The organism is uncultured Dialister sp. (assembly GCA_900314595.1).
Lineage (GTDB): Bacteria > Bacillota > Negativicutes > Veillonellales > Dialisteraceae > Dialister.
In genome coordinates this window covers 1-15,318 of record OMVW01000007.1, presented here as the reverse complement: position 1 = coordinate 15,318, position 15,318 = coordinate 1, and the positions used below count along the sequence as shown (strand labels likewise).

Annotated in this window: 11 protein-coding genes; 5 read left to right on the top strand and 6 right to left on the bottom strand. The window is 50.7% G+C overall.

What is annotated here, in order from left to right:
• Positions 1-113 precede the first annotated feature (113 nt).
• From QZN42_RS03945 to QZN42_RS03935, 3 genes are read right to left on the bottom strand one after another with little or no spacing between them, the layout of a single operon-like run.
• Positions 114-3,218, bottom strand: coding sequence for an efflux RND transporter permease subunit (locus QZN42_RS03945; protein ID WP_296954463.1), 3,105 nt, complete (start codon positions 3,216-3,218; stop codon positions 114-116).
• Positions 3,215-4,282 carry an efflux RND transporter periplasmic adaptor subunit gene (locus QZN42_RS03940; RefSeq protein ID WP_296954460.1) on the bottom strand — a complete coding sequence of 356 codons (1,068 nt, stop codon included), beginning with the start codon at positions 4,280-4,282 and terminating at the stop codon, positions 3,215-3,217. Before QZN42_RS03940 ends, QZN42_RS03945 begins: the two co-directional genes overlap by 4 nt.
• The gene (locus QZN42_RS03935; RefSeq protein ID WP_296954459.1) at positions 4,279-4,887 is read right to left on the bottom strand and encodes a TetR/AcrR family transcriptional regulator; all 609 of its coding nucleotides are present in this window, start codon (positions 4,885-4,887) and stop codon (positions 4,279-4,281) included. The genes QZN42_RS03940 and QZN42_RS03935 overlap by 4 nt, the downstream gene beginning before the upstream one ends.
• 363 nt (positions 4,888-5,250) lie before the next feature.
• Between QZN42_RS03935 and QZN42_RS03930 the strand changes: the two genes are divergently transcribed.
• The 4 genes from QZN42_RS03930 (at position 5,251) to QZN42_RS03915 (ending at position 10,490) form a co-directional block, all read left to right on the top strand.
• Positions 5,251-6,036, top strand: coding sequence for a sigma-70 family RNA polymerase sigma factor (locus QZN42_RS03930; RefSeq protein ID WP_296954457.1), 786 nt, complete (start codon positions 5,251-5,253; stop codon positions 6,034-6,036).
• A 424-nt stretch (positions 6,037-6,460) separates the two neighbouring features.
• On the top strand, positions 6,461-7,102 hold the full coding sequence (locus QZN42_RS03925; protein ID WP_296954455.1) for a CpXC domain-containing protein: 642 nt from the start codon (positions 6,461-6,463) through the stop codon (positions 7,100-7,102).
• Between the two features lie 1,065 nt (positions 7,103-8,167).
• Positions 8,168-9,298 carry a PLP-dependent aspartate aminotransferase family protein gene (locus QZN42_RS03920; protein ID WP_296954453.1) on the top strand — a complete coding sequence of 377 codons (1,131 nt, stop codon included), beginning with the start codon at positions 8,168-8,170 and terminating at the stop codon, positions 9,296-9,298.
• 10 nt (positions 9,299-9,308) lie between these two features.
• Complete coding sequence (locus tag QZN42_RS03915) at positions 9,309-10,490, top strand: MalY/PatB family protein (RefSeq protein ID WP_296954451.1); 1,182 nt, start codon at positions 9,309-9,311, stop codon at positions 10,488-10,490.
• 391 nt (positions 10,491-10,881) lie between these two features.
• Here QZN42_RS03915 and tatC read toward each other — a convergent pair whose 3' ends face one another.
• Both tatC and tatA read right to left on the bottom strand, forming a co-directional pair.
• Positions 10,882-11,592, bottom strand: a complete 711-nt coding sequence (gene tatC / locus QZN42_RS03910) for a twin-arginine translocase subunit TatC (RefSeq protein WP_296954450.1) — start codon at positions 11,590-11,592, stop codon at positions 10,882-10,884.
• Entirely contained in the window at positions 11,589-11,795 is a 207-nt protein-coding gene (gene tatA, locus QZN42_RS03905) for a twin-arginine translocase TatA/TatE family subunit (protein WP_296954446.1), read from the bottom strand. The genes tatC and tatA overlap by 4 nt, the downstream gene beginning before the upstream one ends.
• A 356-nt stretch (positions 11,796-12,151) precedes the next feature.
• Between tatA and QZN42_RS03900 the strand changes: the two genes are divergently transcribed.
• The gene (locus tag QZN42_RS03900) at positions 12,152-13,300 is read left to right on the top strand and encodes a twin-arginine translocation signal domain-containing protein (protein ID WP_296954444.1); all 1,149 of its coding nucleotides are present in this window, start codon (positions 12,152-12,154) and stop codon (positions 13,298-13,300) included.
• Between the two features lie 357 nt (positions 13,301-13,657).
• On the opposite strand, the gene QZN42_RS03895 is transcribed toward QZN42_RS03900, so the two are convergent.
• On the bottom strand, positions 13,658-14,827 hold the full coding sequence (locus QZN42_RS03895) for an MFS transporter (RefSeq protein WP_296954441.1): 1,170 nt from the start codon (positions 14,825-14,827) through the stop codon (positions 13,658-13,660).
• Between the last annotated feature and the right edge of the window lie 491 nt (positions 14,828-15,318).

The window sequence follows — 15,318 nt, the reverse complement described above, 5'->3', positions numbered from 1 at the left end:
GAAAAACCACCTGAAAATGGCGGGCCATCATTTCTGACGCCCGCCACCTTCACGGACCACGGTCCACGAATCACGGACCACGACCAACACTTTGTGAGACTAAAAACTAACCACTAACTATTCTTTTTCTCCTTCCTCTCCTTTTCTTCCTCTTCAAATGCCTCTTCCACTTCTTTCGGTTCTTCTACTTTATACCAGAAGGAGTAGAGGGCCGGGACGAAGAGGAGGCCGAGGGGCGTTGCCACGGTGAGGCCGCCGATGAAGGCGACGGACATAGGGCTCCAGAATGGATTCGGAATGAGGGGAATCATCCCGAGGACTTCGGCAAAGGAAGTCAGCATGATGGGACGGAAACGGAGGACTGCGGATTCGATGACTGCATTGTAGGGCGTCATTCCGTCTTCCAGATGCTGCCGGATCTGGTCGAGGAGGATAATACTATTTCTGATGACCATCCCGCCTATAGCCAGCATACCGATGATGGCTACGAAGCCCATGGCTTTTCGTGTGAGCACCAGGGTGAGGATGCAGCCAATCATACCAAGGGGCGCAGACACGGCCGCGATCACCATAAGTTTCAGGTCTTTCAGCTCAAACATAAGGATCATCAGGATGAGGAAGACGAGAATCGGGACAGTGGCCGCGATTTGTCCCATGGACGTATCGCTTCGTTCCAATGTGCCGTCTTTTTCGAGGGAATAACCATCAGGCAGGTTTTCCCGGAAATCTTTCAAAGTCTTGTTATAAAGCTCGGAAGCCACGGAATCACTCGTCACTCCGCCTTTTACATCACTCCGGATGGTAATGCAGGGGGCGAGATTTCTACGCCAGATGGTACTCGTTTCATTCTGGTAGGAAATATCGGCAAACTGGCCGAGGGGCACATACCGGCCGCTTCCCACGTGAATGGGCAGGGATTCGAGGCTTCCCAGCTGAGCCGCATTGTCTCCTTCGAGGCGGAAGGAAATGGGCACGAGCTGGTCGCCCTGGTAGGATTCGGCCACTTTATAGCCCGAAAGTTTGATGTAAAGGTCTTCGGATACCGCATAGTTATCGATGCCCAGCTCTCTCACTCTGTCCTGGTTGATATCGAGGTGAACCGTGGGCGTCTGCTGCGGCCAGTCGAGGGAAGCATTGGTCACATTGGGATGGGTCTTTGCCAGAGCCAGCGCTTCTTCAGCAAGGGCTGCCACTTTCCCTGCATCCGGTCCGCGGAGGCGGAGCATCACCGGATATTCCGCCGGAGGTCCCGTCTGGATAAGGCGGGTATGGGCACGGACTTCCGGATAATTCGTTTCCAGGAAATCCTGCACTTCTTCCCGAAGAGAATCTCTGGCTTCGGTATCCGTAGTAACGATGATCATCTGCCCATGATCATCTTCTGCCGCCTGCGGGTTGAAGAGAAGGATGAATCTGGGCGCCGTATCACCGATATAGGTGGAGAAGGAGGAAACCCGGTCGTCTCCATAGAGCCTGTCTGCCACGGCAGTCATTACTTTTTTCGTATCTTTAATGGATGCACCGCTGGGCAGATTCACGTCCAGAATGATTTCCGGACGAATGGAGGAAGGGAAGAATTCCTGATTCACAAAAGGAAGGGTCAGGATAGAAAAAACGAAAAAGGCCACAGTCCCCAGGATGGCAGTCTTTCTGTAATGAACGAAAGCTTTCACTGCCTTTCTGAAAACAGCATAGGCTTTATTCTGGATTTTAACTTTAATTTCCGGTGGTTTGGAAAGCTTGATGAACTGGTAGCCCAATACCGGGGAAACGAAGATGGATGCCAGCCAGGAAAGAACGAGGGTTGATGCGAGGACCCAGAAAAGGGAATTCGTATATTCCGTGACCTGCCCTTCCGCAAGGCCTACGGGAATGAAACCGGCTGCGGTAATGAGAGTGCCTGCCAGCATAGGAGCGGCGCAGGACTTGTAAGCCCCTTCTGCCGATTCCAGACGGCTGAAGCCATGCTCCAGTTTCACCTGCATCATTTCAATGACGATGATGGCATCATCTACGAGAAGTCCCAGGGATACGATGAGTGCCCCCAGGGATACGATGTGAAGGTCCACTCCTTTAAATTCCATAAATAAAAATGATGAACAAACGACGACAGGTACGCACATGGCAAGGACCATACCGCTCCGGAGGCCTAAACTGAAGAAGGAAACAGCCATGACGATGGCCAAGGCTTCGATCAAAGCTTCCGTAAATTCGGCAATAGAATTATTAACCACTTCCGGCTGGTCCGCCACCAGATCTATTTCCATCCCTGCCGGCAGATCCTGTTTCATCTGGTCTACCACGGCCTGGAGATTCTTGCCCAGGGTCAGGTTATTTCCTCCATCCTGCATGGAAATGGCAATACCGATGGCCGGTTTGCCATTGAAATACATGAGGGACGTTTCCGGGTCCGTATAGGTCTGGGTCACTTTCGCCACATCAGACAGGTGGAAATTTCTTTCACCCACATGAATGGGCAGGTTTTCCAGCGCTTCCTTCGTCCCCAGAAGTCCTTCCACACGGATGGCCACATTTCTTGAATCCGTATGAATGGTCCCGGCAGGCATCATGGCCGACTGATGGGCGATAATCTGGTAAATGGAAGCTGGGGAAAGGCCGAAGGAAGCCAGTTTATTCTGGTCCATTTCCACATAAATCATCTGCTCCTGGACACCCAGAAGTTTGACCTGCTCCACATCATCCACAAGGACAAGCCGGCGGCGGATATCTTCGGCCGCTTTTCTTTTTTCTTCATAGGTATAATCATTCCCCGTAATGGCATAGATGGAACCATAGACATCGGTAAAACGGTCATTAATGAAAGGTCCCACCACCCCTTTTGGCAGGTCACTCCATACGTCATTCACCGCATTTCTGACTTCATGCCAGCGCTCTTGAACCACGTCTTTCGGCACTTCATCTTTCAAATCCACGTAAATGACGGTCTTTCCGTCATGGGTGAAGGACTTGATATAGTCGAGGCCCCGCGTTTCCTGCAGTTTCCGTTCCAGGGGATAAGTCACCTGGTCCGTCAGCTGCTCGGCCGATGCGCCGGGCCAGGCTGCGGAAACCACCATTTCACGGATGGTGAAATTCGGATCTTCGCTCCGACCCAGTTTGAAATAGGACGCAAGGCCGCCGATGATGATGGAAATAATGAAGAAATAAATGATCTGCTTATGACGGATGGCCCACTCCGCCAGATTGAAGCCTTTCATGTTCTCACCTCTTCACCTTCCGTGAGTTTATTGGCTCCGGCGGAAACTACGATATCTCCCTTTACAAGGCCTCCCGTGATTTCCACGGAATCTTCACCGTATTCACCGGTAGTGACTTCTACCAGATGGACTTTCCTGTCCCTGACTATCCATACCGCCGGCTTGTCACTCTGGGTGGCCATAGCCGTCAGAGGTACCTTGAATACGGCAGTCCCTTCTTTATCTCCGCCAAAGCGCACTTCTGCCGTCATGCCTACCACCACCGAATCCGGCGGGTCAATCAGGGTGACTTTGGCATCATAGGTTCCGGTGGCCGTATTCGGCGAAGCTGCGATATCCCGGACCCTGCCTTCCACGGTCACTCCCGGAAGAGCCCAGAAGGTGACAGTGCAGGGCATTCCTACTGAGTAAGCTTTATATTGTTTTTCCGTTAAGGAAATATAGGCATCCTTTCTCGAATCATCGATGATGGAAACAACCGGTGTCCCTGCCGCAACGACCTGACCCACTTCATACATGGTGGACCCGATCACTCCATCCCGGTCTGCCGTGAGGAGAGTGAAAGAAAGATTATGTTCCGCCCTCGAAAGGGCAGCGGTGGAATTGTTCAAATCCGCATCTGCCAGTTTTGCCTGATTTTCCATCTGATCCATAGTGAGGGCGGAAATGGCATTCTGGGCATACAGTTTCTCATAGCGGGAAAGGGTGGAATGAGCCAGCTCTGCCCGGGCCTCCGACGCATTGACGGCCGCTCTTGCCGAAGCCACCGCTTCTTCCGCATCTTTGGAATCCACCTTCATCAGGGGCTCTCCGGCCGAAACCCGCTGGCCCTGATCTACATAACGGGCCATAATCCGTCCTCCGGTCTGGAAAGCCAGGGGGGATTCGAAATAACCGTGCACGGTCCCGGAAAAAGTCATTTTTTCTCCCTTTGTGGTCTCACCGGCTATCATCGTCTTCACAATGGGCGGCTGGGTAGTGACCTGCGTTTTATTTCCACAGCCTGAGAATACGAGGGCCATCCCCAGCACAGACAGGGCTGCCGCTTTCTTCCAATATTTCATGCTCTCTCCTCCTCTTTTTCCGATTCTTCGGGAACCGTCCTGATATTTGCATGCTCTCCCGCTTTGAGCCCGTTCAGGATGATATCCTCCAGCGCTTCCAGCATGTCGGAACCGGTCATATTCATTTCCGCAAGGAATTTGGGATCCGTCATGCCCCAGGCTGCATGAAATACGCACTGTCTCACAATTTTCAGGTTCACCGGGCGGTATTCGCCGGTCTTTACTCCTTCTTCCAGAAACCGCATAATATCATCAAATTTGGATTCCCGGTAATCGTCCCATTCTTTCCAGATATCCTCGTACTTGTTCTGCAGGTCTTCATACACCGGCTTCGGCATGTACCAGAAAGTCTTGAAGAAAAGCCCGCAGAACTCAATGAGCCTCGAATTGACCGGTCCCTTTCCATGAATCAGGATTTCTTCTTTCCTCTCGAAAATATCCATGGCCCAGTGCACCACCAGGCGGATGAGATCCTCCTTCGAATCCACCACTTTGTAAATGGAACTTTTGCTTGCGTGAAGTTTCCGGGCCAGGTCATCCATGGTAAATTTGAGTGACCTTGTTTTCATTTCCTCCAGCGTCGCCTTAATTAACCTTTCTTTCATGGTTACCTCCAGTACTACTTTCGTTTTTATCGTACTTACATTATAAGTTGCACTGTTGAAAGTTGTCAATAACAAGTTCAAATAAATAATAAGTGATTTGATGTATGAACCTTCACCGGTGAATATCCCGGGAAGGAAATCGTTGAAATAGGACAAGGAAATACCATATTTTATCGACTTTAATTTAATTTCATGCAGTTCCCTTCGCAGAAATAACTCCTTTAAAAAACAGAAAATCAAAATTTTTATTTATTTGAACGCAATACAAAAATATGCTTTCCGTGCAAATGCTCCAAACATTTATTTGCATTATTTCCCTCCTCATCGTAAAATAAAGAAAATGGCAAAAAGGAGCTGATACCCATGGAAAATTTTGACCTCTTCGCCTTTATGGCCCGCTGGAAGGAAACGATCCGCCGGCGGAAGGACCTCCTGCAGGAAGGTGTTTCTTCCTATGGAGTCCCCCGGGGAACGGACGCCTTTCTTGCTGCCATGACCGAATTTGTCACTTTCACAAAAAAGAACTGGAGCAGCCGCTACCCCACAAACGAAGCGGTCCTTCGCGGCATGAGGCAGTCCGAAATCGACCGCCGGCAGTGCGTGGAAATCCTCTGGGGCTACAATTTCCCCTATTTCCGCACCCTGGCGGCTGCTTACCCGAAAGAAAGCCAGGATGATCTCATTATTTCCATATTCGAATCCTTCAATACGGCCGTCGAACGATTCAATCCGGAAAAGGGCGTCAAATTCCTCACCTTCTGCAGCCACTGGGTAGACGGCTCCCTGAAGGAAACGAACAGAAAGAGCATCAACTATGCCAGCCACTACCAGTCCACCCTGGATGCGCCGCCGGAAGAAGGCGGAAAAAGTCTGGAACTGGAAGCCGACGACCGCCCCGAACCTTCCTCCCTGGTAGAAACCATGGATGAACGAAATAGAAATATAGAAATCGTCAGAAAGACCCTCCCCCACGTGCAGCTCACCGCCCGGCAGGCTGACGTCATCGATAAAATCTACTACAAGCACATGGGAGTCACAGAAACGGCCAGAGCCCTCGGTATCGACCCCACCTCCGTCCGGGACGCAGAAAGAGGAGCCCTGAAAAAAATGAAGAAATACCTGGAAAAGACAGGCTACACCAGAGAATAATCCTTCCGCTCCACATCAAAAAACGCTGCCCCGCAGCGTTTTTTGATTTTTTCCCCCTCCGTTTATCCCCCGCCTGTCCACATCCCCCATATATGCTCGTGCCGCCTCAGCGGCACACCTCCCCGAAATCCGAAATCCCAAGTCCGAAATCCGTCTTTTTCCCAAGCCGCCTGTGCAAAATCCCCATATATACTCGTGCCGCACCAGCGGCACACCTCCCCGAAATCCGAAATCCCAAGTCCGAAATCCGTCTTTTTCCCAAGCCGCCTGTGTAAAATCCCCATACAAAACTCGTCGCCGCCCCAGCAGCGACACCTTCCCTTTTCCCTTTCCCCCTTCCCCTTTCCCCTGTATTTTTACCCACATTTGACGCACCATTTGTTATAATAGAAAAAACAATAAAAACAAAAACATGGAGGTACCTATGTCACAAAGCGCCATGCAGGAAATCACCTGCCCCAAGTGCGGGAAAAAGCACGAATGTCTCGTATGGGACAGCATCAATACAAAAGAAAATCCGGAAATGAAGGCAGCCGTCAGAAACGATGAAGCTTTCCGCTACCACTGCCCCGACTGCGGAGCTACGGCCGTTTTGAATTATAATTTCCTTTACCACCAGCAGGAAGACAAAATCCTCATCTTCGTCGATGCCGACGGATCCAGCTACAACGATATGGCTGCCATGCTCGGCCAGCAGGGAAATGCCTTTGACGGTTATGTGAAACGGATCGTCCTTTCCTATAATGAATTCAAGGAAAAACTCCTTATTTTCGACGCAGGACTGGATGACCGGATTGTGGAAATCATCAAAAGTTCCGTTTGGGCCAATGTGGAAGAACATTATAAGGACAAGGGAATCGAGGAAATCCTCTTTGCCACCAATGAAGACGGAGAGCACGGTTTCCTTTTCAGAAAAGGCGGAGCCATGATCGCTTCCATGGAATTCGATATGGCCCTCTACAAAGCCATCAAGGAAGCAGCCCTTCCGAGAATCGCTTTCCTCTCCCAGAAAGACCTGATTATCAACCGCGCCTGGGCGGTGGAAATGGTCAATCGGCTGGGATAGTTTTTAGTCGTTAGTTGTTAGTGGAGAGTTATCAGTTATTAGTTATCAGTTCTCAGTTATGGAGGCCGCATGAAAATAAAAAGGCGGCCTTTTTATATACACTATATTTTAGTTAAATCATGTATAAAAAAGGCCCGCCATCCAAATTTGATGCGGGCCTCTTTCACTGATCACTGTGAACTGATAACTGATAACTTTTTAACATGCAAATTGCAGGCAGTATTTTTATCTTATTTTCGAAAAAGCCGAAACGATACACAAAATGAAAAAACTGCAATTTGTGTATCGTTAAACAACCTCTTTTGTGCCTTGCAGTGGTAGAACGCCCCCTGCCCGCTTCGCTCGCTGCCCTCCTGACCAGAGGGGCAGGTGAGTTTCGACTTGTGCGGGCTTTTCAAACTCGCCTGTGCACATTCCCCATAAATACTTATCGGCGCCTCAGCGCCGATACCTCCCCGAAATCCGAAATCCCAAATCCGAAATCCGTCTTTTCCATCCACCGTCTTGACAATTAAAAATCCCCATGCTACCATATTCATAATTCAACAGAGGCAATGACAGGAAGAGTAAGCATCGGAGCAAGTCCCAGAGAGCTGCGTCGGGTGAAAGCAGTACGAGCGAAGGAGCTGAAGATGGACCTGGAGCCAGTCGGACCGAATCATGAAGCCCGCCGGGACTGCCCGATACAGCAGCAGGGTATCAAGGAAATTTTCCGGCGTACCTCAAGAGTTCCTGATGGTGACATCAGGAAGAAGCAGAGTGGTAACACGGTAATAATCGTCTCTCAATAGAGAGGCGATTTTTTTATTTCAGAAACAAAGGCTGCTAAAGCAGCTGACAGCAGGGGTTTAAAAGCAGGATTGTGAAATAAGTCAGATTTCCGGCAAACTACTAAAAGCGGCGCCTTCTACTGATGCGCCGCACCATCACGGACCACGGACCACGGGTCACGGATCACGATGACGATAAAGGTAATCCGGAAAAGTGAAACTTTCCAATTTCACCTCCCACCACCCTTGTCCCCTGTTCTTTGATTTCTATTTTGATAAAACATTGGAGGCTATTATGGACATTAAAACAATCTGCATTCATGGAAGCGACTGGAAAGACCCGACGGGCTGCATTTCCGTACCGATTTTTCAGAGCGCTACTTTCGGCCATCCGGAGCTGGGGAGTTCTACGGGCTATGATTACACACGGGTCCAGAATCCGACCCGCGAATGCACGGAGAAGGTGGTAGCGGCCCTTGAGCACGGCTGTGACTGTACCAGCTATTCTTCCGGCATGGCCGCTATTTCCATGGTCATGGAACTTTTCAAACCGGGAGATACGATTCTTTCCTCTGACGACCTCTACGGCGGATCCATCCGCCTCTTCCGTTTCATCAACGAAAAAAACGGGCTGAAATTTAAATACGTCAATACCTCTCACCCGGAAGAAGTGGAAAAAGCTTTCGATGAAACGGTGAAGGCCGTCTACATTGAAACTCCGACGAACCCCATGATGCAGGTGACGGATATTCAGAAAATAGCCGAACTTGCCCACGCCCACGGCTGCCTTCTCATCGCAGACAATACGTTCATGAGCCCTTATTTCTGCAATCCCATCGATTTCGGGGCAGATATCGTCCTCCACAGCGGGACGAAGTATCTGGCAGGACACAACGATACCCTGGCCGGCTTTGTAGTCTGTAAGGATAAAGAAATCGCTGAAAAAGTCCGTTTCCTTTACAAGACCGTCGGCGGGTGCCTCGCCCCCTGGGACGCATGGCTCGTGACCCGCGGGATCAAGACCCTGGCCCTCCGCATGGAAGCAGCCCAGAAAAATGCCGGGGCTATCGCCGAATTTCTCGAAAATCATCCGAAAGTGACGAAAGTCCTCTATCCGGGATTGAAAAATTTTGAAAATAAGGACGTCCACTTCAAACAGTCCCGCGGGGCCGGCGCTATGCTTTCCTTCTACACCGATTCCCATGAGACGGCCCTCAAAGTGCTGAAATCGGTCAAGCTCATCCGCTTTGCCGAATCTCTGGGCGGCGTAGAAAGCCTCATCACCTATCCGGCCACCCAGACCCACTGCGATTTGACCGAAGAAGAAAGGCAGTCCCGGGGCATCACGGAATGCCTCCTCCGCCTTTCCGTAGGCATCGAAGGAGCAGAAGATCTGATCGCTGATTTGAAACAGGCCCTGGACTAAAGGAGGACTTATGAAATTATCTGATCTGGATACCATCATCGACAGGCGCGGAAGCGGCTGCTTGAAATATGATTTTGCCCTGCAGCGCGGAAAACCGGCGGACGTGCTCCCCTTCTGGGTGGCCGATATGGATTTCCGAGTGGCAGAGCCCATTATCGATGCCCTTCAGAAACGGGTGGCTCACGGGATTTTCGGCTACTCCGAGTCAGGCGTTGGCTATTTCAAAGCCCTCGCCGCCTGGCAGAGGAAATATTTCCACTGGGACATTCAGCCGGAATGGCTCATCAAGACCCCCGGGGTAGTTCCTGCCATCAATCTGGCCGTCAAAGCCCTCACGAAAGAAGGAGAGGGAGTCCTCATCAACCAGCCGGTATACTACCCTTTCCTTAATGCAATTATTAAAAACGACAGAAAGCTCATCAACTCTCCACTGGTCCTCAAGGATGGTCATTATGAACTGGATTTTGAAGATCTGGAAAATAAAATCATCGAAAACAATGTCAAACTGGCCATCCTCTGCAGCCCCCACAATCCTGTGGGCCGCGTATGGACGAGAGAGGAACTTTCGAAATATGCGGAAATCTGTGTGAGACACCATGTGAAAATCATTGCCGATGAAATTCACGAAGATTTCACCTACCCCGGCCATCCCCACACCGCCTTCGGCACCGTTTCCGAAGAAGCGGCCCAAAATGCCATCATCTGCACCGCTCCTTCCAAGACCTTCAACATCGCAGGCCTCCAGAATTCCAATATCCTCATCCCCAATCCGGAGATCCGCGCAAAATTTCAGGCAGAGCTTGACGCCTTCGGCTACGACCAGCTGAACGTCATGGGCCTTGCCGCCTGCCGGGCCGCCTACGAAGAAGGGGCCGAATGGCTGACGCTGGTGAAAGAATACATCCGCGGAAATCTCGATTTCTTCCGGGAATACCTGAAAACAAACCTTCCAAAGCTCAAACTCATCGAACCCGAAGGCACCTACCTCACCTGGGTAGACGCCTCGGCTTACGGACTTTCGAATGTTGAACTGGAACACAAAATCCTCTACGACTGCCATCTCTGGCTCGATATGGGCTATGTCTTCGGAAAAGAAGGAGAAGGGTACCTCCGCTTCAACCTCGCCTGCCCGAGAGTGACACTGGCACAGGGTTTAAAGCAGCTGAAAGAAGGATTGGAGGGGAGTTGTTAGTTGTTAGCAGTTAGCCGTTAGTTTTTCCAATTAAAATGGGCCCGCAGTATGAATGCGGGCTCTTTTTTATTGAAATTATCTCTAAGCAGGTAAGCCTCCACTTATCAGTATCACTATCGTTCACCAGCTCCCCGAGCCTGGGGAGCTGCCGAGCGAACCGAGGCTGAGGGGTTGTTCTACGCCGGCCCTAAAAATGTTGGCACAAACTCACCCTGCGCCCCTGATCAGGGAAGGAGGATTTTTCCGCGCCTGTACAAATTCCCCATAAAAAAATGTGCCGCATCAGCGGCACACCTTCCTGAGATTCCCGGGATTCCCGACAATCCCGAGAATCCCGATTCAATAGTATTTCATACTGAAGTTTCCTTTTCAGTTAAAAGTCCCGTACAGACTAATTCCTGTCCCACAAAGATATCACCCGCAGACTCACTTCATACAGCAGGATACAGGGCAGTGCCAGAAGGGACTGGGTCAAAATATCCGGGGTGGGCGTAATGACGGCTGCAATCACAAAAGAGGCGAGGATCACAAATTTCCGCACTTTCTTCAAAGTTTTCGCATGGACGAGGCCTGCCCGGGACAAAGCAATCATGACGAGAGGCAGGTTGAAAACGATGCCGAAGGGAATGATCATGAGGAGCACGAATTCCAGGTAATTTTCCATGGAAAGAAGGGGCGTGAAGCTTTCTCCCCCAAAGCCGATGAGGAAGTGAAGGCTCCTCGGCATGACGAAGAAGTAGGAAAAGCAGATGCCTCCCAGGAAGAGTCCCACGGAAAGGGGGACGAAGATGCAGGTCCAGGATTTTTCCCGGTCCGTCAGGGCGGGAAGGATGAATCGCCAGAATTCGTAGAAAACGACCGGCGATGCCAGGATGAATCCTGCGATGACGGCTGTTTTCATATAAATGATGAAAACTTCCGCAGGCCTTGAGAAATAGAGATGGCCCGCCGGAGCCGTGAGGAAGGCGATGAGTTCTTCTATAAAGAAAAGGGAAACAGCCGTCCCCAGACCGATGGCGATGAGAGAGGAAATGATCCGCTGCCGGAGTTCGGAAAGATGACCGGTAAGGGGCATTTCCCCTGCCGATTCAGCGGCAATCATTTTTTCTCACCTGAGGGCGCTGCCGGAACCTGCACTTCTTTTACAACCGTAACCGTTTTTGTTTCATCCGTATTCACTGCGTCCTTGAATTCATGCATGCTCTTTCCCAGAGCTTTGCCGATTTCCGGAAGTTTGCCCGGTCCGAATACGATGAGACCGATAACGAGGATGAGAAGTAATTCAGGAATGCCGATGCCAAACATAATGTACCTCCTTGAGTAAACGATGGAAATATTATTTACAGCATACGACAGCTTTATTTCCTTTCTGTCAAATTTTATTTCCATTTTTGTCAGAAATGGAAAAATTCTGCAAATTTACGGAAATTTGACTGATTTTCCCTAAATTTTGCAGAATTTTGCTTTTATTTTTTCCCATCCTTCCTACACTGGAATTATCCGCATGGGAAAAGCATTCCAAGAAGATGAATCACTCCTATGGAACTTCCCCTGAGCCTTTTCTCATGCGGTTCCATAGAAAGGTGAATCCCGGTGAAAAGGGTACCACTGACTCTATTTCCACAGGCCATTCACCACCAGTCTTTATTTTGGAGGATACCATGAGTGAATCAATGATGAAGGAACCTATTTCCAGAAGAACATTCCTGAAACTGGCCGCAGGAACCGCTGCAGGCGCCATGCTTTTCCATTTCCCCTTCCAGGCTTCTGCCGCTGAAGAAACAGCCCACCGCCTGGAAATTAAACCGATTGCGGTCAAGGACCTGCCCGATGCCATCGGCTCTGCCAAGGCTTCTCCCCTCGTCAATGGTTCCTACAAAGACCTCCTTTCTTTAGTCAATAAAATCAAGGACAGCTCCCTCCGGTCTGCCGTCCTGGACATTTACAACGACCCTCAGCCCCGGTTCATGTCCAACTACACGTCCTCTGCTGCCGTCACCCGCACCTACAACAAGCTTCTTGAAAAAGGTCTCGTGGATCCCGCAAAGATTACCGCTGAAACCCTTTTCCCGAAACTTCCGGCAAAGAGCCAGCCAACCATGACCGCTCCGGGCTCCGGCTACATGAGCCATCATCCTTACCCCGGCGGACTTTCCACCCATGTATGCTCCAACATGCATATCACCCTGGGCCTCTGCGATACCTACACGAAAGTTTTCGGTTATGACGTAGACTATGATATCGCTCTCGCCGGCCAGGCACTTCACGACAACCAGAAACCTTTCGTCTTCCAGTGGCAGGCAAATGGCGCATCCCTCAAGGAATTCACCCTTGCCGGCCAGGGCGCTCATCACGTCTTCTCCATCGCTGAATCCATGACCCGCGGCCTTCCGGCAGCAGAAGTGGTAGCCCAGGCCTGCGCTCACGGCGCACCGTCCAACCCGAAAGAAGAAGCGCCGGTAGTCGGCTGGATCAAGGCAGCCGGCATCATCGCAGGCATTGACCCTGTGAAATACGGAGCCCTCACAAAAGACGGTGAAGGACTCCCGGCTCCTCACAAGCAGGAAGGCTACATCGTCCATCTGGGCGACCATGACTGGGTACTGACCAGCCCGGCCTCCGGCAAATCCATCGCTATCCTGAAGGAAATAGCCGCATCCGACTACAATATTACCGATGAACCCACTTTCAATAAGTTCAGAAACTATGTAGGCTCCCAGGTCTCCTTCATGTACATCAACCACCTTTCTTCCTTCGCAGACGGCATGCAGCAGATCAAAGCACTGGTACATCAGGTTATATTGAAATAAGGTGCTTACCTTTATGAACATTTTCGACATGAACTATCGATAATCGTTCTTCGTTATTCGTTATTCGACGCAAGCCAAAGGACCGCTTCAGAAATGAGGCGGTCTTTTTTTATTTGAGGTATCAGTTCGCAGTGAAGGCGCAGCCCTTATATCCCAATGATTCCCGGATATGCTCATGACGGAAAAGTGGTCACTTTACCGTTTTTTCGTCATCAGTACAGGCGAAAACCCTGTTTTTTCAATTTTCATGACGAAAAAACGGTCATTTTACCACTTTTTGTCATGACCAATTTCATTTTTCCATATAAAAAGGCGCCTTATGATTTGGGCGCCTGCCTTCACTACCACTTATCGCTTTTATTTCCTGCCGCTATTTCTCCTCCACCGGAAATAATAAATCAAAGCAATGATTCCCGCCGGAAGGCAGATGCAGAGATACATGAGGGAGTAGCCCAGGATGTTCACCGCAAGGCCCAGGACGGCTCCTGCAAGGCCTATGGAAATATCCTGGGACCAGAAATAGGTGGACGTGGCCACGCCTGCCCGGGAGGGAGGCGCGCACTGGACGGCCAGGGTCTGGAGGCTTGGCGAAAGGGCGCCGAAGCCGATGCCCAGAAGGGCAGAAGATATGGCAAGCAGCACCGGTCCATTCCACAGGGAAAAGAGGACGAGGCCCAGGGAGAAGAGGACAAGTCCCGGGTAAATAACCGCATCCGGTCCATGATGGTCATAGAGGTACCCTACTAGAGGCCTTGTCAATACGATGACCACTGCAAAGGTCATGAAGAAAAGGCTGGAAAGTCCGCCCATTCCCAGACTTCTGGCATACATGGGGACGAAAGTCAGGACTCCCCCATAGGCAAAGAAGACGAGTCCTCCCAAAATGACGGAAGGGAGTGCTTTCCGTTCAATAAAATCAGAAATATGGAAACCCTTTTTCATTTTTCCCGACGGTCTGACCACGGATTCGGGGAGTTTTTTGCTGTTTCCCGAGAAAACAGCCGAAAGGGCCAGCAGCGCAAGGAAAATCAGAAGGCAGGATTTTCCCAGATGATTCAGGATGAGAAGACCCACCAATGGCCCGATGACCATGGCCAGATTGGCAGTCACTGCGAAATAGCCGATGCCTTCCCCTTTCCGGGAAAGAGGAAGAATCAAGGAAGCCAGGGTGGCCGCCGAAGTGGTCCCCAGAGCAAAAATAATGCCATGAATGAAGCGGAGACCCCATACCATTTCCAGGCTTTTCGCAAAACCAAAGCCCACCATAATGAGGAAAAGGATGAAAGATGCGCCGGAAAGGACATGCTGTTTGTGCATACCATCGATCATCCGCCCCGCAAAGGGACGGCAGCAGGTGGTGCCGAACTGGAAAAAAGTGAGGGCCATGCCCGCTTCCACCTGGCTTTTTCCAAGGTCATCCATTATAAAAATCGGAAGAGCTGCCACGAGGATCCAGTGGGAAATGAAATAAAAGAAATTGGCCATCCCCATGCCCACGAATTCCCTGGTCCAGAGTTTATCGGTCATAGCAGCCTCCTTTCTTACGGTAATACGTTTATTGTATCACAGAATATGGAGAATTAACTGTTTTATATTATAGGGGAAACTGCAGGATGTCAAACTTTTAAATCGGGGCGGTCGGGGTGATCGGGGTGGTCGGGATGGTGTGCCGCTTTCGCGGCACGAGTATGATGGGGATTCTGCACAGGCAGTGTTGAAGTATCCGTACGCGCCGAATTTCACCTGCTCCTCTGGTCAGGGGGCGGCGAGCAAAGAGGGCAGGGGGCGTACTATCGCTCCAGGGCACAAGTGAGGCTGACTAGCGAAAGGTACCCGGGACAAATGATCATATCCGGAGTGATCGGGGTGGTCGGGGCAATCGGGGCGATCGGGAAGGTGTGCCGCTCCCGCGGCACAAGTTTTTAGTGTGCCGGGCATGGCACGATTCTAGCTGGTGAAAGTCCAGTTACAGGTATTTGTCGCCGAGTGTAGCGGAGCGCAAGCTGTAAACAGTAATG

Bases quoted from the DNA above. Each gene is read 5' to 3' on its own strand.
- QZN42_RS03900 (WP_296954444.1), top strand. From the start codon at position 12,152: ATGAGTGAATCAATGATGAAGGAACCTATTTCCAGAAGAACATTCCTG.
- QZN42_RS03945 (WP_296954463.1), bottom strand. From the start codon at position 3,218: ATGAAAGGCTTCAATCTGGCGGAGTGGGCCATCCGTCATAAGCAGATC.
- QZN42_RS03925 (WP_296954455.1), top strand. From the start codon at position 6,461: ATGTCACAAAGCGCCATGCAGGAAATCACCTGCCCCAAGTGCGGGAAA.
- QZN42_RS03895 (WP_296954441.1), bottom strand. From the start codon at position 14,827: ATGACCGATAAACTCTGGACCAGGGAATTCGTGGGCATGGGGATGGCC.
- QZN42_RS03915 (WP_296954451.1), top strand. From the start codon at position 9,309: ATGAAATTATCTGATCTGGATACCATCATCGACAGGCGCGGAAGCGGC.
- QZN42_RS03940 (WP_296954460.1), bottom strand. From the start codon at position 4,282: ATGAAATATTGGAAGAAAGCGGCAGCCCTGTCTGTGCTGGGGATGGCC.
- QZN42_RS03920 (WP_296954453.1), top strand. From the start codon at position 8,168: ATGGACATTAAAACAATCTGCATTCATGGAAGCGACTGGAAAGACCCG.
- tatC (WP_296954450.1), bottom strand. From the start codon at position 11,592: ATGATTGCCGCTGAATCGGCAGGGGAAATGCCCCTTACCGGTCATCTT.
- tatA (WP_296954446.1), bottom strand. From the start codon at position 11,795: ATGTTTGGCATCGGCATTCCTGAATTACTTCTCATCCTCGTTATCGGT.
- QZN42_RS03930 (WP_296954457.1), top strand. From the start codon at position 5,251: ATGGAAAATTTTGACCTCTTCGCCTTTATGGCCCGCTGGAAGGAAACG.
- QZN42_RS03935 (WP_296954459.1), bottom strand. From the start codon at position 4,887: ATGAAAGAAAGGTTAATTAAGGCGACGCTGGAGGAAATGAAAACAAGG.